Below are 23,732 nucleotides of genomic sequence, written 5' to 3' on the forward strand. Positions count from 1 at the left end.
ACGTATATTAGATAGAGGTCAAAAGAATTAAAAAACTGCAGCAAGTCATGAAGTAGAGAAAGGATGAAAGTAAGAGTTGACAATAATTATATTATTAATACTTGTCATTATTTATTTTTCTATCGACATTTCTTTACGGAGAAAACTCCAAACAAAGCCACGTAAAGGATTTTTCCATAATAATTGGGAAGGTCGTAATCGCTTTTTCTTGATATCGGAAATAGTACTCATTATTGTTTTCACTATAAGTATTTTTGCTGGCATAAATACCATTCCCGCCTATATTATTATATTTATCTACTTTTTTACCCTCAACATTCTTAGGGGCACAGAAGAATGGTTGTTTAAACGTCAACAAAAAGAATATTATCATACGTGGCTGGCCGCATGTTTTTTTCTCATTGGGTTTATTTTATTGTTAAGTGAAAAATGAAAAACGATTCATTCACGGGATTTACGAAGGGAATTTATTTGGCTGTACGCGAGTTTGTCTAATCGTTCTAGAGTAGGAGACTCCAAAGAAAGGAATGAAAAATAAAATGGGGCAATCAGAAAAGGAAAAAATGCTGCAAGGTGAATGGTATCAGGCTGATGACCCGGAATTACATAGAGAACGCTTGCATGCTCGTAAGCTTACAAGACTATTTAATGAAACAATAGAAACAGAAGAGAGCAGACGAACAGAATTATTAACAGAACTGTTCGGGGATACAGGAGACAATGTCTATATAGAACCGCCTTTTCGCTGTGATTATGGCTATAACATATCTGTTGGAAACAACTTCTTTGCCAATTTTGATTGTGTCTTCTTGGATGTTTGTCAAATTCACATAGGAGATCATTGTTTGATGGGACCAGGGGTTCATGTGTATGCAGCGGCACATCCTTTGAGTCCGCATGATAGAAAAACAGGTGCAGAATTTGGAAAATCCGTTCATATCGGCCGTAATGTGTGGATTGGAGGAAGAGCCGTCATTAATCATGGCGTCACGATAGGGGATAATACAGTCATCGCTTCCGGGTCCGTTGTGACAAAAAATGTAGCTGATAACACTGTTGTTGGCGGAAATCCTGCAAACATATTAAAACACCTATAGAAAAAATAGAAGGAAGAGGAAGCTAAAAAGATGGACAAAGAAACGTTATTTGAATGATTACGAGGAATAAATGTAGAGTATGAGCCAGGAATCAATCAAGAGATAAATGATTTTTTCGCTGATGGGGGACGGATTATTGGGTTTTCAAATAAATATAAAAATGATACATATAACATTTCAATCCTTTAAAAGGAATTTGATTACCAAACTATTCGTGAACTGTTTTCCTCTTTTGTACATTTTATTGAATAATAGTGAACTTATTATGTAAGTGTGCGAGGTTTAGAAAGAATGAAGTACACCATGCTATCTAAAATGAATGAATGTAACAAAGATTTTTTATGTGAAATTGATTTTTACTAATGTAATACATTTTATTGGTAGACAGTAAAAGTAAAACTGCGTGATGCAGTTTACCTCATGTTTGTGTATTATTTTATGAGAGGGACCATTTTATATTGACAACTAGTTGATATGACCGAATCAAAATGTCAAAAGGCTGCTTTTACTTTAAGATATTGTTTCTTTTAGAATTCTGTTATCTTACGTTTTATCTGGTTACATGCAAAATGTTTACAGAGGTCCATTTTATTGGACTGGCAATTGCATTTTACGGGAAAGAAAAGTTTCATTTATGGAATAAAGGAATGATTAATCTTTTCCCTTTTTATGAAGTTAGAAGTATATCGTTTAATGGCGGCGGTCCCTTCAGCCGCCTTCTGCTGTTATTGGCCGGTTTGGTTGGTCCAATCGGAAAACAAGCCGCTGCCGTTACAGCCTGGACACTCTACAGAAGGAGTCGTATTATAATATTCAACCGGATAATAAAGGTCAAAACCTCTGCCGCGGCAGTCCGGACATATTCCTTTTGCTTCCATATCCGCTAAATACTTTTCCTGTCTTGCCTTTTTCCATTCTTTAATCGAAGAAAACAGTCCCATGTCATTCACCTCCGTTTAAGTGATATTGTATACGCTTTCAATTTCATTTTGTGAAAAATATTTACTTTTTATACTCCATTTTATTCATGTGTTGGAAAATTGTTATGGCAGAAGCGGTTATGCGGCAATCACTAATTTCTATAGTTGGGCTAGTGTGTATAAACTTTTGACGAAGTTTCATATGATGATTGGTGAGAAAAGCAAAGGGGGCATGTTGTATGACGTACCGGCCTGGAAGACGGCATTCAGATCTTTTTAGAGAAGTATTTGATACATTCCATGACTTTTTTCAAGAAGATTTCTTATCTTCGATTAAAGGTATAGGAGATAAATTTAATGCAGACGTTCGTGACGAAGGCAGCTGTTTTTTAGTAGAAGTGGCTCTGCCGGGCTTTCAAAGTGATGGAATCCATATTGAATATGGAGATGATTATGTAGCCATCAAAGCTGTGCACGATCAAACAGATAAAGTCGAAAGTGATAAATTTTTTCGGCAAACGTCTCAATACGGAGAATTTCATAAGAAGGTTTATCTTGGTTCTATCAAAGGGGAAGAAATCACAGCATCTTTTTCTAATGATGTGCTCATACTGCGTGTTCCAAAAAATGATAAATCTCTGTCTCGCGGACGTTTTTTAAATATAGATGAAAATCAGCAGAAGTGACCAGATAAAATAGGAGGGGGCTCGGCTAATTTAGGCGGGTGCCTCTTACTTCCACATGATGTGGTGACTTCTGCGTTGCAAACAGGACGTTCGCGAACTTAGCAGAAGTACCTTAACCTTAGCCGAACTTCCTTTTTACAGGGCATTTTGCGCTTTTGTTCATAGGTAAGAAATAATAAATAGTTGGCGTTTTACATGTCTAGCGCAAGCGCCTACTCGCTCGAGGTTCCTTCGGTTCGTCAATGGAAAGCAAAGATCAGCTTTCCATATGCCGCCCCTCCAGGACTTGTCGCTCGTGAGCAAGGCGCTTGCGCTTTTCTTAAAAGGTAAGAAATAATAAATAGTTGGCGTTTTTGATGTCTAGCTCAGCGCCCAGCCGCTCAGGCGCACACGATAAAGAGGAACTTTTGCTAAAACCGCGACGTCCTGTCGCAACGCAAAAGTCAACACCTCCTGTGCAAGCCAGTTCGGCGTTGTCACAGGACGTGACGCTCGTAGCCGAACTTCCTTCTTTTAAGGCGCTTGCGCTCTTCTTATCATTTTGTTGATCTCAAGCTGCTTCAATTATGTGTAGTGGGATTTCAGCAACAAGCATAAAAAGAAAGGAGCTGCCTTTATTCAGACAACTCCTTTGCAGCTTGTTTTTGCAGCTGACACATTATTTAACGGCGGCTTGACGGTTTTCTTGAATGCTTTCATAAGGAATAAACCGAGCCGTTTGTTTTTGGTTTTTCACGTCATAATGAACTAGCAGTATTTCTTGCTTATTTACGATTTCGCCTGTTTCAAGATAAGAATGCAGGGAAAACGGAAGCAGTTCGGTCACTGTGTGTTTATGCCAATCCTGTTTTTTCAATGAGACGGGTAAATGAGGGAGTTCAGGCTGTTCGGCAAACAAATTCATTAATTCAGTGTGCTCTTCTTTTGAAAGCGCTGGTGTTCCCCATGATTTTCGCGGCTTGTGCTTTTGGTGCAAAAAGTAATCATAGGTCATTAATCCTTTGATCACTGAGAGGTTTTTTACACCGTGATGCTTTAAAAATTCCTCAAGGCGGAGGAAAAGGTCTTCGAGCTGGTGTCCGATGCGGCCCCACCCTTTTTGATGCCAGTAATCGCCGAATTCCTGGAAGAAGTCAAACGCACTCGGAAAGCTTTGATTGACTAGGAATTCAATCGTGTGATCCATGCGATGATCGTTCCAATATTTTTCTAAAATGTCTTCTACTCGCTTAATTCGGGCAATGTCAGCAAAACTTAGTACGTCATTGCTTAGCATTTCATACGGAGCATTGTCCATATATACATAGCCGTGGTCTTCAGAACGAATGCGCAACCCAGTGCCTCTGAGCATTTTTAGAAAGCCGAGCTGGAGTTCTTCTGGTCCCATGGCAAACACATCATTAAACGTTTGTTTAAAACGGCCGTAATCTTCTTCCGGCAGACCAGCGATAAGGTCAAGGTGCTGTTCAATTTTTCCGCCTTCTTTTACCATTGTTACGGTTCGTTCTAATTTCTTAAGGTTTTGATGGCGTTTTACTAATTTATTCGTTGCATCATTGGTCGATTGAACGCCAATTTCAAACCGGAAAATCCCCGGCGGTGCATTTTCATTTAAAAAGGTAAGCAGTTCAGGCGGCATTATATCCGCTGTGATTTCAAATTGAAACTGACAGCCTTGATGGTTGTCTATTAAAAATTGAAAGATCTCTTTTGCATACTCACGCTGAATGTTAAATGTACGATCCACAAACTTCACCATTTTTGCACCGTTTTCTATTAAATAAAGCAGATCTTTTTTTACTTCCTCTATATCAAAATAACGAACTCCATTTTCAATAGAAGAAAGACAAAATTGACAGCTGAATGGACAGCCGCGGCTCGTTTCAAAATAAGTAATCCGTTTGGATAATGCCTCTTTGTCTTCATCAAAACGATACGGGCTCGGCAGATCTTCAAGCGGAACTTTCGGACGGGGCGGGTTCATTCTGACTCTGCCGTCTTTACGGTAAGCTGTTCCGAACACCATATGATACTTCTCTTCTTCGTTAAGTTCCTCAAGGAGGTGTTTAAACGTTTCTTCTCCCTCTCCCATCACGATAAAATCTACTTCAGGCAGACGCTTCATCCAGTAATCCGTATCATACGAAACTTCCGGACCGCCAAGTACGATCGTGATGTTTGGATCTATTTTTTTCAGCATAGATACTACTTGAATGGTTTCTTCAATGTTCCAAATGTAACAGGAGAAGCCAATCACATCCGGTTTTTTCTCAAACAGGTCTGTTACAATGTTCATGGCCGGATCTTTTATCGTATATTCTGCTATCTCTACATGGAAGTCCGGTTCTGCATAAGCCTTTAAATAACGGAGGGCCAGGCAGGTATGAATATATTTAGCGTTTAATGTACTTACAACGACATTCAAACAAAATCGCTCCTTTTACTGCTATTTCATCGCATAAAACACTAGGAATATGATATCATATGTTCGGCTTTCATTTCTCCCTATGTAGTAGTAATGAAAATTTATGGCTGTTCAAAGGATGGTAGGAATGATTTTGACGCTTGAACCGTGGTTGTTTCATTTAGTATTATCACTTATTATTTTGATCGTGACATTTCTTTTAGGGATTGCTCTTCATTCATTTATGAAAAAAAAGGAAAAACCTAAAAAGAATGTGGAAAGACTGGCTTCCATCATACTTGCAGTCATGATGGCTTCTCTATACTTGTTTGTAACGGAAGTCTATACAGACAGAGCATCGCAGGGAGAACGGGTATTATCTTTAGAAAACACCGAACGAATAGAAACAGAACAGGCTGTGATTATTCCATTTGGTGACTATGCGGTGCTAGAACGGCTTTATGATTTTGGGTATACGGTGGAAGACGAAGTCAAAGGAGAGTCCTACCGAATGACATTTGTTATTGAAGATGAAGCTTCTTTTCTCGAAGAATATAACGTTTATATTAAAGGAAATCACATGTTTGCAAATCGAGCTAGATTTGCTTTTCCTGAAATATACGAAAAGGAATGGAAACCATCTATTCAAGAAAATGTAGAAACGGACAATACAATTGATTTTCCAGGAGTGGCTGTAGACATAGAATTGCTTTCTTAAGAAAGTTGTTGGGCATCTGTTTAGTGGACAGATGCCCTTATTTAGTTCGTTTCTACCGATTTTCTTAATCGTTTTACTGTAAATAAATTATTGTTTACAAGCTTTATAGAATCCTATAAGATAAATATAAATATTAGAAAATTCCTACATATAAAGAGGGGGAGAAAGAAAATGAAAAAAAAGTGGCTGCATTTGCTTTTAACTGGGGCTTTGTCTTTAACCGTTTTAGCAGCGTGCGGAGCAGGAGAAGAGGATACTGCTGGTGAAAACGAATCAGGTGCAGGCGGCGAAGAGGAAGAAGAAACAGAAGCCGAGACAGAAGACAGCGTCGTTGTTGGCGCCACCCAGTTTGTGGAACATCCTTCTTTAGATGAAGCTTATGAAGGATTTAAAGAAGGATTAGCAGATCAAGGGTATACAGAAGGAGAAAACATAGAATTTGATTATCAAAACGCGCAGAATGACCAGAGTAATACAGCGACAATTGCTAATAATTTTGTGTCAGAGAGGGTAGACTTAATTTTTGCCAACTCTACGCCAAGTGCACAAGCAGCATTGCAGGCAAGCTCAGAAACGCCAATTATTTTTACTTCGGTCACAGATGCTGTGGATGCGGGTTTAATTGAAGATGCAGACTCTCCAGGTGAATTAATAACAGGCGTTATGGATTTACATCCAGAAGCGATTGAGATGACGGTAGATTTTATTTCAGAATACTTTCCTGAATCAAACATAGGGTTGATTTATAATTCAGGCGAACAAAATTCTGTTTCTCAAATTGAAGCAGTGGAAGCGGCAATGGAAGGGACAGATTTAGAGTCAACGACAAGAAGTGTTTCATCTTCGGCGGAAGTACAGCAGGCAGCTGAGTCACTTGTTGGTGATGTAGATGTGATGTACATTGTTACAGATAACACGGTTGTATCTGCTTTGGAGACGGTAGTGGATGTGGCTGAAACACAAGATATTCCATTAGTAGTAGGAGAACCCGATTCTCTTGAGCGCGGCGGGTTTGCCACGTTTGGTATTGACTACCATACGATTGGCTACCGTGCCGGTGAAATGGCAGCAGAAGTATTAAGCGGGGAGAAGACACCAGCTGATATTCCTGCAGAACACCCTGAAGACATGGAGTTATTTATAAATAAAGAAGCAGCAGAGGCCCAAGGGGTAGAAATCCATGAGGACTGGGAAGAAGAAGCGCAATTTATAAACGAATAAAGCGTCAGGCTTGGCCAGCCTCTTTAAGGGGCAACAGGCCAGGCTTTTTGTTTATATTGGTAGAAAAGGATAAAATGTTCGCATCTTTTGAAGTCTAGCATAAGCTCATCCAGCCGTGCTTGGGAAGGATCTCGCGAGCAATAAGCTTATGCTATGCTTTGGAGAGAGAATGGGGGAAGGAAAATATGTTTGTCTCCATGTTTGGAGCAGTTGAATCAGGGATTATATACGCTCTAATGGCGCTTGGCGTCTATTTGTCCTTTAGGGTCCTGGATTTTCCGGACTTGACCGTAGACGGAAGCTTTGTTACAGGGGCAGCAGTAGCAGCTGTTATGATCATTAATGGACAGTCCCCGCTTATCGCTACTGTTGTCGCGGTGATTGCCGGGTTTTTAGCAGGATGTGTAACCGGACTTTTGCATACGAAAGGAAAAATAAACCCATTATTATCGGGAATTTTAATGATGATTGCGTTGTATTCGATTAACTTGCGTATCATGGGGCAGTCCAATGTTCCTTTATTAAACGAAACGACTATTTTTACGTCGATCACCTCATTTTGGGAGAATTTAAACTTGAGTGCCCCATTTAACAATATAATCGCCGCCCTTGGAATCTCAGGAACGCCAAAAACATGGGGAATACTATTTTTCTCTTTAATTATTACACTAATCATCAAATTTCTTACCGATTATTTTTTAAAGACAGAAGTCGGTCTTGCATTACGAGCTACTGGGGATAACAAAAAAATGATTCGCAGTTTTTCAGCCAATACAGATATTCTTATCATAGCAGGGCTGGGGCTTTCCAATGCATTTGTTGCTCTTTCTGGTGCCTTAATTGCACAGCATGGCGGGTTTGCAGACGCTGGTATGGGGATCGGAATGATTATTATAGGCCTTGCGTCGGTCATTATTGGCGAAGCCCTTTTTGGAACGAAGTCTATTGCACGCACAACACTGGCTGTTATTGGCGGAGCCATTATTTATCGAATCGTCGTGTCGCTGGCATTGCGAGTAGACTTTTTGGAAACCGGTGATATGAAATTAATTACAGCAGTTATTGTGGTAGCGGCATTAGTCACACCAAAAATACTCGAAGCACAGCGTGAAAAACGAAGAAGACTGCGCAAACGGCGAGAAATCACCCAGATGGCTGACACGAAGAAAGGGGAGAAAGGAAATGCTGCAACTTAGTCAAGCATCGTTAACGTTTAATGAAGGAACGATGGATGAAAAAAAAGCGTTGCAACATGTTAATCTCAATTTAAACCAGGGTGATTTTTTGACGGTGATCGGCAGTAATGGTGCTGGAAAATCAACGCTAATGAACATCATTTCCGGTTCACTCCTGCCTGACACAGGTGATGTGCTCATAGACAATAATCAGGTAACTCACCTTCAAGAGTATCAGCGTTCTCAATTAATTGGCCGAGTGTTTCAAGATCCAATGGCAGGAACGGCCCCTTCAATGACGATTGAAGAGAACTTAGCAATGGCTTGGTCGCGCAATAAAAAACGCAGCTTGAAACCAGGAGTCAGCAAAAGAAGAAAATCTCTTTTCAAGGAACATCTAGAAACGTTAAATCTTGGCTTAGAAGATCGGCTGACAGCCAAAGTAGGACTTTTATCAGGCGGAGAACGCCAGGCTTTATCATTATTAATGGCCACATTCACAGAACCAAAGATTCTGCTTTTGGATGAGCACACGGCAGCGCTTGACCCGTCGCGAGCTGAGCTAATAACCAACATCACTGCAGAAGTCGTAAAAAAATTTAAGCTGACTACATTAATGGTCACCCATAACATGCAGCAAGCTCTTGATCTAGGTAATCGTTTAATTATGATGGATAAAGGACAGATTATTTTAGATGTAGATGGAGATGAAAAACAATCGTTAACGATCGAAAAATTATTAAATGAATTTCAGAAAATCCGCGGTGAAAAAATGGCTAATGATAAGGCGGTGCTCAGTTGATGGTTTTATCTACCTCAAAAGATAGAACTTTTCCTCAGCATTAAGTTAAAGAAAGGGGCAGTTAAATGAAACTAGCTACGGTTGAAATACATAAGGAAGAAAAAACAGCAGCACTTGTGAACGAAGAATATGTCATTGATCTCGAGGAAGCTGGAAAAGCATATAATGTGGGTTATCGTTTTCCTCGCACGATGTTAGAAGCGATTTGTGACGGAGAAAATTTTTTAGCAGAGGCCGAGAAAATAACTGCTTCAGCCTATAATCATTTAGATGCTTCCTATGTTTATCCGCTTTCTTCTAAGGAAATATCATTGAAAGCACCTATTCCAGTCCCGAGAAAAAATATTATTTGTGCAGGGAAAAACTATGCAGATCACGCCATAGAAATGGGAAGTGCTGCAGATATTCCTGATCACCCGATCATTTTTACGAAGTCACCGACAACCGTAATAGGACCGGAAGACACGATTGATCCTCATATTGATGTGACGGATGCGTTAGATTATGAAGGAGAAATTGCTGTCATTATTGGAAAAAAAGGAAAAGGTATCAAAGCAGAAGAAGCAGAAGATTACCTATTTGGCTGCACGCTGTTAAATGATGTGACAGCAAGAGATTTACAGTCCAAGCATAAGCAGTTTTTTCTAGGGAAAAGTCTCGACACGTTTTGTCCAATGGGACCGGTGATTGTTCCCCTCAAACATTGGAAAGGGAAAACGATGTCGTTAAAGACGCTCGTAAATGATGAAATTCGACAAGAAACAACAACGGATAAGATGATTTTTTCTATCTCTCAATTAATTGAAGTTATTTCCCGGGGAATGACCTTAGAACCAGGAGACATCATCGCCACAGGAACACCTGCAGGGGTGGGAAAAGGGTTTAATCCACCGAAGTATCTGCAAGAAGGTGATGAAGTAGTAGTGCAATCAGATAGAATTGGAAAGTTAAAAAATACAGTGAATAAAAAATAGAGCATGCCTTTTTTACAGGCTGTTCTATTTTTTCTTGTAAGGTAAGAAATTATAAATAGTTGGCGTTATTGATGTCTAGCGCAAGTGCCTACTCGCTCGAGATTCCTTCGGTTCGTCAAAGCAAAGATCAGCTTTCCATAATGCCGACCCTCCAGGACTTGTCGCTCGTGGGCAAGGCGCTTGCGTTTTTTTTACACAATAAAATGATTAAGGTAAATTATGTTTTCTAATCGATCGGTATAACAAACGGCAATTCCCAAATTAATTCAGAAGAGTCGGAACGTTCGGCAATGATCGTAAATGGCTCCTCTAGTTCAACAGCAAATTCAAATTCTCCTTTAAAATAATGCTCTTCTTCGGTTATGGAGTTAGTAAAGACAGGATAAATTTGCTCTCCTTCAGATAATATACTCCATTCTACATTTTGAATATCTAATACATCTGTTGCGGTTAATGTGAGCTTATTGTCATTCCATTCCATGTCTTGAATCGTTAATTCATCACGGGAAATAGGAATTTTGTCCTTTTTCACCTGGTCAAAGCGAACCGTTTTGTTTGGATGTAAAACCAATTGTGCCGTTGATATCAATTGCTCGCTGTCATGATGAAGACTGGTCGTGAAAAATTGCTTAATGCGGAGTACGTTATTTTCTTCTTGATCTGTTTTCATTTCCGTTTCTTGATATATTGAGTGTTCATTTCCGAATTCATCTTCAATAACTTTAGAAAATGTCATGTCTATATCAGACGGAGAAAGTTCACGGCTTTCATCCGGGGAAGTAATCGAGTAGTGTAAGAAAAATCCGTCTTTGCCTTCATATCGGCTTTCTTCTAGTTTTTCGAATTCTATTTCATAAAGCGAGTTAGAGAAGGAAGTGTTGAGTTCTTCCTTTAGCCTTTCCTCTGAAGACGAGGAACTGCAGCCGGCAGCTATAAAAAGAAACAATATCATAAAGAGATAACACCTGTTCATGGTTGTACACATCCTTCTTCCTCTGTCTGCATTTGAGTCTATTTTAACATGAAAAAAGGTGAGGAGAAGGAAAATTGTCGAACAGTGTAACTCATTTTAGTTTCCTTTCGTACAGGACAATAATCACATTTGAAGAAAGGGATACAAATTTTCAAGAACATACCTCAATCAAGGGAAGGAATGACATACAAATGGATAGACATCCTGTCATTGAAAAGAAAGATTATTTTCTAAATCAGTACAGCAGTACTATTGTAAAGAAATAAGGTATGGGAGGGAGCTAGCCATACAATACGGCCGATCCATCGTTTCATCCCCTTTTGAAAAAGGCAAAAACGTATTTCAGTCGATTCTCACATCAAAAAAAGAGCTATCCTAATGAGGACAGCTCTTTTTGCTGCTTATTTTGCAGCCGTTTTCGGTTTTCTTTTTCGTTTTTGCGGCATATCAGGCATTTCATTAACAGACACAACGTCTTCTACCTTTTTCTCAGGCATACTCCAATGCTGTTCATTTCCTGGAAGGTCATCGAACCAGGCAGCATTATCTGGGCAGTCAAGTGCCATGAATTTACCGTAATTGCCATCGCGGGATTGGTGATATTTTAAATATGCTTTTCCGTCATCAATTGCCAAAATTTCGATTTTTCCAGAAGTATGACTCATGGAAAGACGGATACGTTTTCCAAGTCCGCTCGTTTTTGCTTTAGCTTTTTCCACCGCATCATATGCTTCTTTTAAAGTAAGCACAAAGTCGTTGTTTCCGGCTACCGGACGATTAATAAAGAAATAATAAGGAGTTACGCCTGCCCAAGACAACTTATCGAGCAGCTCCGCCAGGTCGTCTGGATTGGCGTTGATACCTTTTAATACAGGTGTCTGGTTTACCACTATTGCTCCAGCATCATGCAGTGCTTCAAATGCTTTTTTCGCTTCCTCTGTAATTTCACGCGGATGATTAACATGAGCCATAATATAAATGCGGTTATCCGGCGTGGAATATTCACGAATGAGTTCCAAAAGAGATTCGTCTTCATAAATTCTCATCGGATTAAAGACAGGAAGCTTTGAACCGATACGGATAATTTTTACGTGCGGAATGCTGCGCAGCTCTTCAATAATGTAACGAAGCTTCTTTGTTGCAAGAATTAAAGGATCTCCACCCGTAAGCAGAACATTATTAATCTCTGGATGATTGCGGATATATTCTAGTCCAGGATCCACATCAGACATTGCTTCTTTCACGTCATTACGGAACAAGCGTTTACGGAAACAATAGCGGCAATAAGCGCCGCACACTTCAGAACAGATTAAAAGGGCAGTCGTTTCATACTTATGCTGACAGCCTGGCACTGCATAGTTAGTGTCTTCATCAGAAGCGTCCCAGCGTCCGTATTCAGAAAGCTCACCTTCATTTGGTATGACTAAGTTTTTAATGGGATCATTCGGGTCTTCCCAATCAATAAGGCTTAAATAGTATTCGTTTACACGGAACACAAATTTTTCAGTGATTTTTTTTAAACGTTCGCGCTCGTCATCTGGAATTTCTTTAATTTGATCAATTTTGGTAATGTACTTTGGTTGTGCCAAAAGCCCCCACACCTTTCTAAAACTTAATTTGTACATCTTTTATGGTATTCAGTTGAAGTATAACAGTGAGGGTTAAAAATAGTCAAAAAAGAAAGAAAAATTTAAATTGCAAAAGAAAATGAAGGAAAAGTTTCTAACAAAAAAGACAAATAGCCCAAATTGAAGTTTGACATTCATAAAATGTGGATATTGAAATAACAAATTCATATAATATGAAATATAAACTTCAAAAATAAATAAAATGAAATTAGTACTTCACAAAAACTTGTACTTCTATTAGAATGAAATGTAGAATTCATAAATAAATATTTTTGAAGTTAAAAATTCATCAAAAGAGGAGCGTAAAAAAATGGCCGTTCAGAAAGTAGAACATCCCATTTTAGATTACAAGGAGGAAACACCTTCTTCACAAGCATTTATGAAGGAAGCAGAAGAAGTAATGCCGGGCGGAGTAACGGCAAATATTAAATATTTTGAACCGCATCCTGTTGTTATGAAATATGGAAAAGGTTCGAAGCTGATCGATATGGATGAAAATGAGTATATTGATTATTTAATGAGTTACGGATCGCTTGTAACAGGACATGGACACGAACATGTGAAAAAAGCGATTATGGAACAAATCGAAAGAGACGGTACATGGTTGTTTGGTACACCGCATTATCTTGAAGTGGAAATGGGGAAAAGGCTTCAAAAGCACTTTCCGAGCATGGAACGCCTGCGTTATACAAATTCAGGTACAGAAGCAACATTACTTTCCTTAAGGCTTGCAGCAGCCCATACAGGAAAACATAAAATAGCAAAATTTGAAGGCCACTATCACGGCGGATATGACCAAATGCTTGTAAGTGTGAGTCCCTCTGTTCGAGAAGCCGGGAATGCAGATGCTCCTTGTTCATTGCCTGAATCTAAAGGGATGCATCCATCCCATACTAGAAATACAATTACATTGCCTTTTAACAACTTGAAAGCATGTAAAAAAATATTATTGCAGCATAAAGACGAAATTGGTGCTGTCATGATTGAACCGGTGCAGGCAGGGTTTATACCTGCAGAAAAATCATTTATGAAAGGTTTACGTCAAATTACAGAGAAATTAGGTATGGTTCTCATTTTTGATGAGGTTAAAACGGGTTACCGTACTGGTCTTGGCGGCGCTCAGAACATTTATGACATTAAGCCTGATCTAACGACGTTAGGAAAAGCAATAGGAGGAGGATACCCAGTAGGCGTTGTCGGGGGAAAGAAAGAAATGATGATGCATAGTGCTCCATCACAGGGATCAGATGTTTTTGACAGCAGCCAAAGCAAACGTTCATCATCCAAAGATGTATTATTTCATAGCGGCACGTATAACGGTCATCCTATGATTCTTGCAGCAGGCATGGCGGTTCTCGATATTTTAGAAAAAGAATTAGATGATGTCTTAAAGCAGACTGAAAAGCTGAAAAACGGCATTAACGAAAAGCTTCGCAAGTACGGCGTACAAGGCGAGGCGGTTGGCATAGGGTCTATTTTTAGTGTAGTATTAAATAATAAAGAAAAGATACGAAACTATCGAGACCTTCAAAAAACCGACCTGGCCACCAGAAAAGAAATAGATTTTCGATTACTGGGAAAAGGGATTTATGTGAAGCCGATGAATCGTTATAGTGTGTCGACAGCTCATAGCGATGAAGACATTAATCAAACGTTAGATGCATATGATGAAGTGCTGAGGGAGGTTTATGAAGGTGCTCGTTTTTAAAACAAATGTTCAGGCTTGGGTAAATTGCGAAGTATTTATTTGCCCAGGAGGTGTTGATAGACGTTTGCTGAGAAACGCTGCGGATATCTGATAAATGGTCAGCCAGCTTTGATTTCATGGCTGACTGTAAAAAAGCGTAAAGGTGTTATAATACCTTGTCCTTGTCGCTTTTGCCCTCCTTTCTGAACAAATTAATTGGTTTTAAAAAGGAATGAGGGCTGCCATGCTTGAAAGTGATGTATACCAGCGCATTATGGAACTTCAAGATCAAATGAGCAAATCCCAGAAAAAAATTGCAAATTACTTAATTAATTATTCAGAAACAGCCCCCTTTTTGACCGCATCCAAATTGGCAAAAAATGCGGGAGTGGGGGAGGCTACAGTCATTCGGTTTGCTGTTTTTCTGGATTTTAATGGGTATCCAGATATGCAGCGTCATTTGCAGGAAGCCTTGCAGCGAAAATGGACTTCAGCTGAAGTGTTTGCTCATACAACAGATGAAGAAGATCAGCCTGAGAATGCTGTAACAGAAATACTCGCAGATGATATGCAAAATTTGAAAGAAACGCTTCAGCAAATGGATTCAAAAGTATTTGAAGGTGCTGTAAATGATATTATTAGAGCAAATCGAATTTACATTATAGCTTACCGCAGTGCAGTGAGCATCGGTTCATTTTTGGAATTTTATCTTGATCTCGTCTTACAAAATACGGAAATGTTAAGGGAAGCAGATGGGGTATCTGAGCATTTGCTTGATATTACTTCGGATGATTTAGTTATTGGCTTTGGTTTTTCTCGTTATACGAAACGGACGGTTGAAGTTTTAAAGTATGCAAAACAACGCGGAGCGAAAACGTTAGTGTTGACGGATCATTTGTTGTCACCGCTCGTTCCTTACGGAGATCGAAAGTTGCTGGCCGCTACTGAAATTAATTCGTTTATCGATTCATTTTCGGCTCCATTAAGTATAGTGAGTGCCTTAATTACAGCGGTCACCCGTTCAGAACACAAAAAGGTGGAAGCACGCTTAAAAGAACTTGAAGGATTATGGGAAACATTTGACGTTTTTTATGATTAAAAAAGCCGAATGGATGGAATAACCATCCGTTCGGCTTTCTTTCTAATCTTGTTTTCTTTTTCTGAATTGTTGAATCAAATAAACCAATATGATTAATCCAAGACCAGGCATAGAAATATAGAGGTCCGGCAAGAGCAGCATAATACCACCGGCAAGCAGCATTAAACGCTCGATAATATTGTTCTTAATTACAAAGTAATTAATCATTCCGGCACTAATACCAACCATTCCAATTAATGCGGTAATTAATGCAGGAATCAATGTAGCTGCTGTGGCATCCTGCAGGACAAGTACTGGATTGGTTACAAATATATATGGGATAACAAATGCTGCTATTGCTAATTTAACAGACGTTACCCCTGCTTTCATCGGGTTGGCCCTGGCAATACCTGCGCCGGCATAAGCCGCTAGACAAACAGGCGGAGTTATATCAGCAACAATACCAAAATAAAAGACGAAGAAGTGAGCTGCAATAACAGGAACATCTAATGCAATTAAAGCTGGCGCTGCCAATGACGCTGTCACAACATAATTTGCAGTAGTAGGCAATCCCATGCCAAGAATAATACAGGCAATCATCGTAAAGAACATTACAAGGAAAAACTGTCCGCCTGCTAAATCAATGATTCCATTGGCAATTTTGCCGCCAAGACCGGTAAATACCACTACTCCGACAATAATGCCAGCCGTTGCAACAGCTGCTATAACTGGAAGGGCAATTCGCGCCCCTTGTTCGAGAGTATATAGCATATCTTTAATGGACAACCGTGTTTCTTTACGGAAAAAACTAATCACAAATGCTGTGAAAATCCCCCACAATGCCGCAGTGGTCGGAGTGTAGCCGCTATACAGCATGAACAAAATAGCGACTAATGGCAGCAAAAGATCTGCTTTTTTTAATAATGACTTGGCAGAAGGCAGTTCGTTTTTAGGGAGACCATAAATATGCTGCTTTCTGGCTTCAAAGTGCGTACCGATAAAAACACCTGAGAAATAAAGCAGAGCTGGAATGAGAGCTACAAGAATAATCTCATTATAGGGAACACCAATCGTTTCTATCATAATGAAGGCAGCAGCCCCCATTATCGGCGGCATAATCTGTCCGCCAGTGGATGCGGAAGCTTCTGTTGCCGCTGCAAATTCAGGTTTAAATCCTGCCCGTTTCATCATCGGTATAGTAAAGGAACCAGAACTGACTGTGTTAGCGACGGAACTTCCGGTTACCATACCTTGTAGACCGGAAGCAAATACAGCTGCTTTTGCGGTGCCGCCGGTAAATCTGCCAGTCAAACCAAATGCAAGATCATTAAAAAATTGACCAATGTTGGTTTTTACGAGCATGACACCAAAAAATAAAAATAAGTAAATATAGGTAGATGATATTTGTACAGGTGTACCAAAAATCGCTTCACTAGAATACACCAAGTCAGTCATCAGCCGGTCAAATGAAAATCCTGCATGCCCGAAGTAGGGAATGCCGTTTCCCCAAAGACCATATGCAATGGCAAGCATCGCGATAATAATAATGGGAAGTCCTACAGCACGTCGGGTTGCTTCTAATAGAAGGATAATAAAAATTATGGCTACTGCTTTATCAAAAGTATCAAAACCTGTCACCACAGAAGAACGGAACAAATCATCATAATTGAAAACGATATAAAAGTTGGCAAATAATGCTGTGAAGGCAAGTATGACATCATACCAGGCAATTCCTTTGCGGTCCGTCATGGATTTTTTAGCAGGGTATAGTAAAAAGATAAGCGATAACCCGCCTGCTAAGTGAATAGCACCTTGAATAACGGAACGATAAGGATTGCTTGCTGTCCATAAATGAAAGATTGTTAATGCTACTCCGATAACTGTAACTAAAATGCCCCATTTTCCAAGATTCGTCCGGTATGTAGATTCTTTGTCGTATTTTTTCAACAATTCATCTTGGGTTAACTCTTGGTCGGTTTGTTTATTATTCGCCATTAACAGTCACCACCTCAACAAATTTATTTGAATATTTTTTCTAATTAAAGGGGGGATAAACAGGCTGCTCATAGCCGGCAAAGGCTGTGACTTCAATATCATAACAAATAAAATAGAATTTGTCTGTGACAAGACTAAGGTGGTGCTACTTTTCTATATTATATTATTAGGCAATCCTAAAAAAAATCCTTTGAACAAGAAAATTTTTTCATATTATATCCAAACTAAGAAAAGCGCAAGCGCCTTAAAAGATGGAAGTTTGGCTACGAGCGTCACGTCCTGTGACAACGACAACGCCGAACTGACTCCCATCCTGGGAGCCCGCGACAGGTTCTGGAGCTTTCGCGCAGGGTCGCCTGCGGCCCGGAGTCGAAAGGGAAGGCATAAGACGTTCAGCTCATTTTAATGAACCTCTACTAAGATCGCACACGACAGGACGTTCCGGTTTTAGCAAAAGTTCCTCTTTATCGTGTGCGCCTGAGGCTGGGCGCTGAAGCTAGACATCAAAAACGCCAAAATTCTTTCTTACCTAATGAAAAAAGGCCGGAAATACTCCGGCCTTGTATAGTCTATATTACTCTTCTTCCTCCGTGTCATCTTCGGTATCTTCTTCAGTATCTTCTTCGGCTTCAGCTTCGCCTTCCTCTTCCTCTTCTGCATCGCCAGCGCCGTCAAGTAGTCCTTCTTCTTCAAAATATCTTTCAGAACCAGGATGAAGCGGCATATCGTCTGCTCCGTTCATGATGTTTTCCATTGTCATGAATTGTCCTTGTTCATGAGAAATGCTGTCTGCATTTTCATAAAGCTGCTTAGTAATTTCATAAGCTGTATCTTCATCAACTTGATCAGTAGAACCTACAAGAACAGCGTAAGCCGTTACCGTACTTACTGGTTCATCAAGGAAGTCATAAACATCTGCTTCAATATCAAGCTGACCGTAATCACTGTTTTCTTCGACGTAGTCCAGCGCTTCGCCTTCAATTGGAAGGATAACAACATCACGCTGAGTGGAAAGCTCCGTTACGTTCCCTGCTGGCAGACCAAGAAGTCCGAAGTTAGCATCTAAATTGCCGTCTTGAAGACGACCAGCTGCATCTCCAAATCCTTCCTCATAAGCGTCATAATCGCCTTCTTCAAGACCGTGAGCTTCAAGAATGAGTTTGGCTGCAGAGTTCGTTGCACTTCCAGGAGGTCCAAGGTTTACACTTTTTCCTTCTAATTCTTCAATAGAAGTAACACCAGTATCTTCAGTGGTTACAACCTGCATTACTTCTGGATAAATATGTCCCATAAATCCAAAATTATCAATTACGGTACCGTCAAAGTCACCTTCACCTTCGAGAGCTTGAAGAGCAGTAAGGTGAACAGACATTCCAAGCTGCATATCACCACGGCTGATTTGAGCAAGGTTGTCCACAGATGCGTCAGATGATACGGCACTAACATCAAAACCTTCGATGTCTACGTTATCATTCAAAACATTCGCAATCTCCTGACCGAGCGGGTAATACGTTCCACCAGTAGATCCTGTGCCAAGCTGGAGTTCAACCATTGCATCTTCGCCGGCTGCTTCTTCTTCTTCGTTGTCGCCGCCAGCATCTCCACCGGCATCTCCGTCATCTTCCCCGCCTTCATCTCCGCCGCCGCAAGCTGCTAGCAGCATTCCGAACGTGAAGAGCATAGCTAATAGTAAAGACCACTTCTTGTTCATTTTGTATCCCCCTTATATCTTGTGATCTGAACATATGTTCACGTCTTATTTAATCAGAAAAAATAGGTATTGTCAAAATATAACTATCGCAATGGTTGACAAGAAACAACAGGGCATAGCCCCATCATAAACTGGTAATATTCAAGTAAACATTATAAAGGCTGGGCAGCTTGTGAAAGGTGAAAACGAAAGCGGATACACAAACCGAAATATATGGAGAACCGTATAGAAATAGCTCGATGAAATGGTGTGAATTTTTCTAATTAAAAAGAACTGCGCGCATGCCATAGCAAACGGCGCAGTTCTTTTTCTATATTAAGGGGGGACTAACGTATACGCTCTTCTGTATTCGGATCGAAGAAATGAACTTTGTTCATGTTAATAGCCATATCTACTGTATTTCCAGATGTAATGTCAGAGCGGGAGTCCACACGGGCAATCACTTGCTGTCCGCTAATGTTACTATACAGAATAGACTCCGCACCGTTCATTTCAGATACTTCAATATCCATGGAAAGCTTGGATTCAGGAGAGGACTCAAGGAACAAAGGCTCGTCATGAATATCTTCCGGACGTACGCCTAATATTACTTTTTTGTCTGCGAATCCTTTATCACGCAGAACTTTCAATTTTCCTTCTGGTACCTTAATAGAAACATCGCCAATTTTTAATTGGCTGCCATCTAAACTAGCATCTAAAAAGTTCATGGATGGTGAACCGATGAAACCGCCGACAAACATATTTTCTGGATTATCGTACACATCTTTAGGAGTTCCAACCTGCTGAACGATCCCATCTTTCATAATAACGATACGTGTAGCCATTGTCATTGCTTCGGTTTGGTCATGTGTTACATAAATGGTAGTTGAATCTAAGCGTTTATGCAGTTTGATAATTTCTGCGCGCATTTGGACACGCAGTTTTGCGTCAAGGTTAGAAAGTGGTTCGTCCATTAAGAAAACTTTTGGATCACGCACAATCGCCCGTCCTAAGGCAACACGTTGACGCTGACCGCCGGATAACGCTTTTGGTTTACGATCCAAGTATTCTTCTAAGCCCAAAATTTTGGCGGCGTTATCCACTCTCTCTTTTATATCTTGTTTCTTAAATTTACGCAATTTCAGCCCAAACGCCATATTGTCAAATACATTCATATGAGGATATAATGCATAGTTTTGGAAAACCATGGCGATATCACGATCTTTTGGAGGTACTTCATTCATGCGATCGCTATCAATTAAAAGGTCACCATCTGTAATGTCTTCGAGTCCAGCGATCATTCGAAGGGTTGTAGATTTACCGCAGCCGGAAGGACCGACGAAAACGATAAATTCTTTGTCTTCAATATCAAGATTAAAATCGGAAACAGCAGTAACATCACCATCGTATTTTTTATAAATGTGATTTAATTGAATTTCAGCCAATTTCCCCATCTCCTTTTTATGTATAAATATAAGAAAAGACTAAGACTTCCGCTATTTGAACTTGGCGGTAAGCAAGTTTTTCTAACTTTAATGTGATGGTTAAAAGTATAAGGATTTAGATAGCGCTTTCATATGGAAAGGTTGTACGAAATGAAAGCGGATTCTTTTGTGCACTTTGACGAATTATGTTTGTCGAGTCCTTATGGCGGCAGTTGTCGTTTTGCTTATACATTGATCCTTACTAAAGGTAAGCAATCCATAAAAAAGAGCAGAACCATGTATGTTCTACTCCCAAAACCTTTTAATCAGGATGAATAGTGCAGCGGCATTAGGGAACTGTTTAATATCAATGCCGATTTGATCTGTTATCTTATCAAGTCTGTATTGCAGTGTGTTGCGGTGCATATGAAGCTCTTTTGCTGTTAAACTAATATTTAAATTAGATAAAAAGAAATAATAAAGTGTTTCGATTAATTCTTTTTCGTTTTCAAGGTTAGCGAACGTGTAAGAAAATAATCGCTTTTGGTCATTTCCTTTTAAGAGTGGAAATACAAATGGCAATATTTCATATGCGTTAAAAGCGCGATCTTTTGGAAATAGCTGCCGGGCATAATCGAAAAGTGTTTTTTCCTGCTTAAATACAAAACGGATGTCTTCAAAAGCATGAACTCGTCTTCCGGAGCAGACATATACATCTATTAATAGATCTGTTGCAAAAATGCCGGCCAGCTCTTCGGTATTAAAGGCGGGCAGCTCTTGATCTTTTGATTCTTTTACAATTACAACAAGAGAATGGGTATGTAAAAAAACGCATTTAAAGGCGGTATCAAAATAAGAACGTAATAGTTCCTGCAGATCGAATTTATTATCGTATAATTTACTGCCTTCTATGTGATAAAAACGAAAAGAAGGAAATTGTTGTAAGGGAGGAAGAGGCCCGTTATCTATTAAATAGGAGTACCAGCTTATATCCATCGGGTCAAAGGAATCTGTTTGATTTTCTATTTCTAAAAATACCTCTAACACTTTTCTTTCTTGCTCTGTCATTTCATCTTTTTTAATGGCTGCTGTTTTATTTTCGTTTAGTTTTAAAAAGACATATAAGTGCCGGTCTAATGGCCGTACTTCTTCTTCTAACAGCAGGGATGGAAATATATTTTTTAATTTATCTATCATATTAGTGAACGGTCCTTTCCAACAAATCTTGTTATTATCGTACTAATTTAAGCAGTGATTTTCCAGATGGAGTCACAGAAACATTTTAACCATACGATTGATTTTTTAAGAAAATGACATGGTGCCATGTTATAATGAAAGGCGCTCGAATGCCCACGATAAAAAAGTAAAGTAAACCTCGTGTTCAGGTCGTAAAAATCAGCCTGTGTAGAAGTCAGTTCCTAGTTGCCAAAAGAAGTACTTTTTTAAAAGAAGCAGAGGAGATAGTACAGTTGGCGATTACAATTAAAAATGCGGCTAAAAAGCAAATGTTGCAGCGTCAACTGTATCACAAGTGATAGCAAGTAGCAGCGGAATTACGGTAATATGGAATATGCCGGTACCCATAACCGTAGGAAAGGCTGCAAACAAGTTCTAAACCAAGCCTATCACGAGGAAGTAGAAGAAGGCGGACAGGAAAGCTATTATAATGTCTTTATTAGAACCTTCGACTGCACTTGTGGTCGCAGATGATCTTATGGCATTTGGTGTGCTTGGTATGCTGTCTGACATGGGCGTTAGTGTACCTGATGAGCCTATAGTTTTAACAGCTTCATGATCTCTTAATTATCATCTCCTGCCAACAGTAGATATTCATATTTTTAATCTCGGTTCAAAAGCAGTTGACTGTTTGATAAAATGCTTGATAAAGACAGCAAACCAACCGCCGTCATTGTGCCTCATAAGCGTATTAAAAGGCAGTCGTGTAAAAAATATACAGGTCAGCCATTAAAACGGTAACCTGTATTGTGAAAGAAATACATATTCAGTTGGCCATTAACTACTTGTCAAAAGCCAAGTTTTTCTATTATCCAAGAAGGGAAAACAATATTCGCATCCAAAAGGTAATCAGAGCTTGCTATCAACAATATGATATAATCAGGATGCAAATTTAAACATGATGTGGTGATGAAATGCCCCAGGGTAAGTTTTTTCGGATTTGTTATGGAATTATTTTATTATTGCTCATCATTTATTTGGGCACGCTGGTTGATTTTATTTTTCAGCCGATTGTTGTACTTGTTACAACTTTATTTGCACCAATTGTTATTGCGGGTGTTTTATTTTATTTGTTCAGGCCGATTGTCAATACGCTGTCAGAAAAGCTGAAAATACCAAGAGGGCTCTCTATTCTCATTATATACTTATCATCTGCAGGAATTCTAACCATGCTCATTTTACTTGTAGGACCAGCTCTTCAAAACCAATTTACTGGTCTGGTCAATAATGCGCCGCGTCTTATTAATGAAGCGCAGCGTATGATTGTGGAACTTCAGAACCAGGAGTGGTTTAATCGGTTTCTTGATGAAATGGAAGGATTTTCGTGGAATGAAGTTACATCTCGTGCAGCAGAATACGCGAACGAAGCGTTATCTAATTTAGGCAGCAACATTGCTAGTGTTGTTGGGATGATTACTAGTGTTGTCATTGTGATTATAATTCTTCCATTTATTCTTTTCTATATGTTAAAAGAAGGTGAAAAGGCGCCGGAGTTTATTTTACGACTTCTTCCGGCCAAACAAGAAAAAGAAGGCCGCCGCATTTTAAGTGATATGGATACAGCGTTAAGTTCTTACATACAAGGACAAATTATTGTTAGTTTTTTTGTAGGAATTTGTGTTTACATCGGCTATGTTATTATCGGTTTAGATTATCCGCTTGTTTTGGCCGCCGTAGCGATGTTTACCAATATCATTCCGTTTATTGGTCCGTGGATTGGAACGTTTCCGGGTGTCATTGTTGGTTTGCTTGATTCGCCATTTATGGCTTTACTTGTTATTATTGTTGTAGTAATTGTCCAACAGATTGAAAGTAATTTTATCTCACCGCAAGTAATGGGAAGAAAACTGCATATTCATCCTTTAACAATTATTTTATTATTGCTTGTAGCTGGACGTTTTGCCGGTATTGTCGGCCTGTTGCTTGCCGTACCGGCGTACGCTGTTGCGAAAGTATTTGTCAGTCACACCTACCGGTTGTTAAAATTAAGAAATAAGCCGCCTGATGATGATTTAACCTAAAAG

22 protein-coding genes are annotated in these 23,732 nt (G+C 39.5%); 14 read left to right on the forward strand and 8 right to left on the reverse strand.

All coding sequences use genetic code 11. The features are described 5' to 3' along the window. The first annotated feature begins 76 nt into the window (after positions 1-76). Entirely contained in the window at positions 77-433 is a 357-nt protein-coding gene (locus tag FZF09_RS23315; RefSeq protein WP_158736062.1) for a DUF4181 domain-containing protein, read from the forward strand. Between the two features lie 94 nt (positions 434-527). Next, the gene (locus FZF09_RS07965) at positions 528-1,097 is read left to right on the forward strand and encodes a sugar O-acetyltransferase (RefSeq protein WP_233269442.1); all 570 of its coding nucleotides are present in this window, start codon (positions 528-530) and stop codon (positions 1,095-1,097) included. A 725-nt stretch (positions 1,098-1,822) separates the two neighbouring features. Here the strand turns inward: FZF09_RS07965 and FZF09_RS07970 are convergent. Then, entirely contained in the window at positions 1,823-2,038 is a 216-nt protein-coding gene (locus FZF09_RS07970; RefSeq protein ID WP_158736063.1) for a methionine aminopeptidase, read from the reverse strand. Positions 2,039-2,256: 218 nt separating this feature from the next. Here FZF09_RS07970 and FZF09_RS07975 point away from each other — a divergent pair, with 218 nt between their 5' ends. After that, a complete protein-coding gene (locus FZF09_RS07975; RefSeq protein WP_158736064.1) occupies positions 2,257-2,703 on the forward strand; it encodes an Hsp20 family protein in 447 nt (148 codons plus the stop codon). Positions 2,704-2,898: 195 nt separating this feature from the next. Then, a complete protein-coding gene (locus FZF09_RS23020) occupies positions 2,899-3,033 on the forward strand; it encodes a hypothetical protein (protein WP_255450444.1) in 135 nt (44 codons plus the stop codon). Between the two features lie 328 nt (positions 3,034-3,361). Here the strand turns inward: FZF09_RS23020 and FZF09_RS07980 are convergent, their stop codons facing one another. After that, entirely contained in the window at positions 3,362-5,128 is a 1,767-nt protein-coding gene (locus FZF09_RS07980; RefSeq protein WP_158736065.1) for a B12-binding domain-containing radical SAM protein, read from the reverse strand. A 127-nt stretch (positions 5,129-5,255) separates the two neighbouring features. Here FZF09_RS07980 and FZF09_RS07985 point away from each other — a divergent pair, with 127 nt between their 5' ends. From FZF09_RS07985 to FZF09_RS08010, 6 genes are all read left to right on the forward strand, one after another. After that, on the forward strand, positions 5,256-5,825 hold the full coding sequence (locus FZF09_RS07985; RefSeq protein ID WP_158736066.1) for a hypothetical protein: 570 nt from the start codon (positions 5,256-5,258) through the stop codon (positions 5,823-5,825). Positions 5,826-5,996: 171 nt separating this feature from the next. Then, on the forward strand, positions 5,997-7,046 hold the full coding sequence (locus FZF09_RS07990; RefSeq protein WP_158736067.1) for an ABC transporter substrate-binding protein: 1,050 nt from the start codon (positions 5,997-5,999) through the stop codon (positions 7,044-7,046). 185 nt (positions 7,047-7,231) lie between these two features. Continuing rightward, positions 7,232-8,242 carry an ABC transporter permease gene (locus tag FZF09_RS07995; RefSeq protein ID WP_158736068.1) on the forward strand — a complete coding sequence of 337 codons (1,011 nt, stop codon included), beginning with the start codon at positions 7,232-7,234 and terminating at the stop codon, positions 8,240-8,242. After that, positions 8,229-9,023 carry an ABC transporter ATP-binding protein gene (locus FZF09_RS08000; RefSeq protein ID WP_158736069.1) on the forward strand — a complete coding sequence of 265 codons (795 nt, stop codon included), beginning with the start codon at positions 8,229-8,231 and terminating at the stop codon, positions 9,021-9,023. The genes FZF09_RS07995 and FZF09_RS08000 overlap by 14 nt, the downstream gene beginning before the upstream one ends. A gap of 65 nt (positions 9,024-9,088) precedes the next feature. Beyond that, positions 9,089-9,997 carry a fumarylacetoacetate hydrolase family protein gene (locus FZF09_RS08005; protein WP_158736070.1) on the forward strand — a complete coding sequence of 303 codons (909 nt, stop codon included), beginning with the start codon at positions 9,089-9,091 and terminating at the stop codon, positions 9,995-9,997. A gap of 71 nt (positions 9,998-10,068) precedes the next feature. Beyond that, positions 10,069-10,227 (forward strand): hypothetical protein, encoded by a 159-nt coding sequence (locus FZF09_RS08010; RefSeq protein WP_158736071.1) that lies wholly within the window; start codon positions 10,069-10,071, stop codon positions 10,225-10,227. Here FZF09_RS08010 and FZF09_RS08015 read toward each other — a convergent pair. Together FZF09_RS08015 and FZF09_RS08020 are read right to left on the reverse strand one after the other, a co-directional pair. Next, on the reverse strand, positions 10,224-10,949 hold the full coding sequence (locus FZF09_RS08015) for a hypothetical protein (RefSeq protein ID WP_158736072.1): 726 nt from the start codon (positions 10,947-10,949) through the stop codon (positions 10,224-10,226). The genes FZF09_RS08010 and FZF09_RS08015 overlap by 4 nt on opposite strands. Positions 10,950-11,371: 422 nt before the next feature. Continuing rightward, positions 11,372-12,559 carry a KamA family radical SAM protein gene (locus FZF09_RS08020; protein WP_158736073.1) on the reverse strand — a complete coding sequence of 396 codons (1,188 nt, stop codon included), beginning with the start codon at positions 12,557-12,559 and terminating at the stop codon, positions 11,372-11,374. Positions 12,560-12,908: 349 nt separating this feature from the next. On the opposite strand from FZF09_RS08020, the gene FZF09_RS08025 reads away from it, so the two are divergent. After that, positions 12,909-14,306 carry an aspartate aminotransferase family protein gene (locus tag FZF09_RS08025; protein ID WP_158736074.1) on the forward strand — a complete coding sequence of 466 codons (1,398 nt, stop codon included), beginning with the start codon at positions 12,909-12,911 and terminating at the stop codon, positions 14,304-14,306. A 223-nt stretch (positions 14,307-14,529) separates the two neighbouring features. Further along, positions 14,530-15,384: a MurR/RpiR family transcriptional regulator gene (locus tag FZF09_RS08030; protein WP_158736075.1), complete on the forward strand. Its 855-nt coding sequence runs from the start codon at positions 14,530-14,532 to the stop codon at positions 15,382-15,384. A 42-nt stretch (positions 15,385-15,426) separates the two neighbouring features. On the opposite strand, the gene FZF09_RS08035 is transcribed toward FZF09_RS08030, so the two are convergent. The 4 genes from FZF09_RS08035 to FZF09_RS08050 all read right to left on the reverse strand — a co-directional run bounded on the left by FZF09_RS08035 (position 15,427) and on the right by FZF09_RS08050 (position 21,669). Further along, positions 15,427-17,358 carry a TRAP transporter permease gene (locus tag FZF09_RS08035; RefSeq protein ID WP_158736076.1) on the reverse strand — a complete coding sequence of 644 codons (1,932 nt, stop codon included), beginning with the start codon at positions 17,356-17,358 and terminating at the stop codon, positions 15,427-15,429. Between the two features lie 574 nt (positions 17,359-17,932). Next, the gene (locus tag FZF09_RS08040) at positions 17,933-19,069 is read right to left on the reverse strand and encodes a TAXI family TRAP transporter solute-binding subunit (protein WP_158736077.1); all 1,137 of its coding nucleotides are present in this window, start codon (positions 19,067-19,069) and stop codon (positions 17,933-17,935) included. A gap of 326 nt (positions 19,070-19,395) precedes the next feature. Beyond that, on the reverse strand, positions 19,396-20,493 hold the full coding sequence (locus FZF09_RS08045; RefSeq protein ID WP_158736078.1) for an ABC transporter ATP-binding protein: 1,098 nt from the start codon (positions 20,491-20,493) through the stop codon (positions 19,396-19,398). Between the two features lie 285 nt (positions 20,494-20,778). After that, positions 20,779-21,669: a PucR family transcriptional regulator gene (locus FZF09_RS08050; protein WP_158736079.1), complete on the reverse strand. Its 891-nt coding sequence runs from the start codon at positions 21,667-21,669 to the stop codon at positions 20,779-20,781. A gap of 469 nt (positions 21,670-22,138) precedes the next feature. On the opposite strand from FZF09_RS08050, the gene FZF09_RS08055 reads away from it, so the two are divergent. Next, positions 22,139-22,267, forward strand: a complete 129-nt coding sequence (locus tag FZF09_RS08055; RefSeq protein ID WP_158736080.1) for a substrate-binding domain-containing protein — start codon at positions 22,139-22,141, stop codon at positions 22,265-22,267. Positions 22,268-22,622: 355 nt separating this feature from the next. Beyond that, the gene (locus FZF09_RS08060; RefSeq protein WP_158736081.1) at positions 22,623-23,729 is read left to right on the forward strand and encodes an AI-2E family transporter; all 1,107 of its coding nucleotides are present in this window, start codon (positions 22,623-22,625) and stop codon (positions 23,727-23,729) included. The last annotated feature ends 3 nt before the right edge of the window (positions 23,730-23,732 follow it).

Source organism: Alteribacillus sp. YIM 98480, assembly GCF_009765375.1.
Classification (GTDB): domain Bacteria; phylum Bacillota; class Bacilli; order Bacillales; family Marinococcaceae; genus Alteribacillus.

Coding starts and splice junctions, on each gene's coding strand:
- FZF09_RS07965 (WP_233269442.1), top strand. CDS start 528: ATGAAAAATAAAATGGGGCAATCAGAAAAGGAAAAAATGCTGCAAGGT.
- FZF09_RS07970 (WP_158736063.1), bottom strand. CDS start 2,038: ATGGGACTGTTTTCTTCGATTAAAGAATGGAAAAAGGCAAGACAGGAA.
- FZF09_RS07975 (WP_158736064.1), top strand. CDS start 2,257: ATGACGTACCGGCCTGGAAGACGGCATTCAGATCTTTTTAGAGAAGTA.
- FZF09_RS23020 (WP_255450444.1), top strand. CDS start 2,899: ATGTCTAGCGCAAGCGCCTACTCGCTCGAGGTTCCTTCGGTTCGTCAA.
- FZF09_RS07985 (WP_158736066.1), top strand. CDS start 5,256: ATGATTTTGACGCTTGAACCGTGGTTGTTTCATTTAGTATTATCACTT.
- FZF09_RS07990 (WP_158736067.1), top strand. CDS start 5,997: ATGAAAAAAAAGTGGCTGCATTTGCTTTTAACTGGGGCTTTGTCTTTA.
- FZF09_RS07995 (WP_158736068.1), top strand. CDS start 7,232: ATGTTTGTCTCCATGTTTGGAGCAGTTGAATCAGGGATTATATACGCT.
- FZF09_RS08000 (WP_158736069.1), top strand. CDS start 8,229: ATGCTGCAACTTAGTCAAGCATCGTTAACGTTTAATGAAGGAACGATG.
- FZF09_RS08005 (WP_158736070.1), top strand. CDS start 9,089: ATGAAACTAGCTACGGTTGAAATACATAAGGAAGAAAAAACAGCAGCA.
- FZF09_RS08010 (WP_158736071.1), top strand. CDS start 10,069: ATGTCTAGCGCAAGTGCCTACTCGCTCGAGATTCCTTCGGTTCGTCAA.
- FZF09_RS08015 (WP_158736072.1), bottom strand. CDS start 10,949: ATGATATTGTTTCTTTTTATAGCTGCCGGCTGCAGTTCCTCGTCTTCA.
- FZF09_RS08025 (WP_158736074.1), top strand. CDS start 12,909: ATGGCCGTTCAGAAAGTAGAACATCCCATTTTAGATTACAAGGAGGAA.
- FZF09_RS08030 (WP_158736075.1), top strand. CDS start 14,530: ATGCTTGAAAGTGATGTATACCAGCGCATTATGGAACTTCAAGATCAA.
- FZF09_RS08035 (WP_158736076.1), bottom strand. CDS start 17,358: ATGGCGAATAATAAACAAACCGACCAAGAGTTAACCCAAGATGAATTG.
- FZF09_RS08040 (WP_158736077.1), bottom strand. CDS start 19,069: ATGAACAAGAAGTGGTCTTTACTATTAGCTATGCTCTTCACGTTCGGA.
- FZF09_RS08050 (WP_158736079.1), bottom strand. CDS start 21,669: ATGATAGATAAATTAAAAAATATATTTCCATCCCTGCTGTTAGAAGAA.
- FZF09_RS08055 (WP_158736080.1), top strand. CDS start 22,139: ATGTCTTTATTAGAACCTTCGACTGCACTTGTGGTCGCAGATGATCTT.
- FZF09_RS08060 (WP_158736081.1), top strand. CDS start 22,623: ATGCCCCAGGGTAAGTTTTTTCGGATTTGTTATGGAATTATTTTATTA.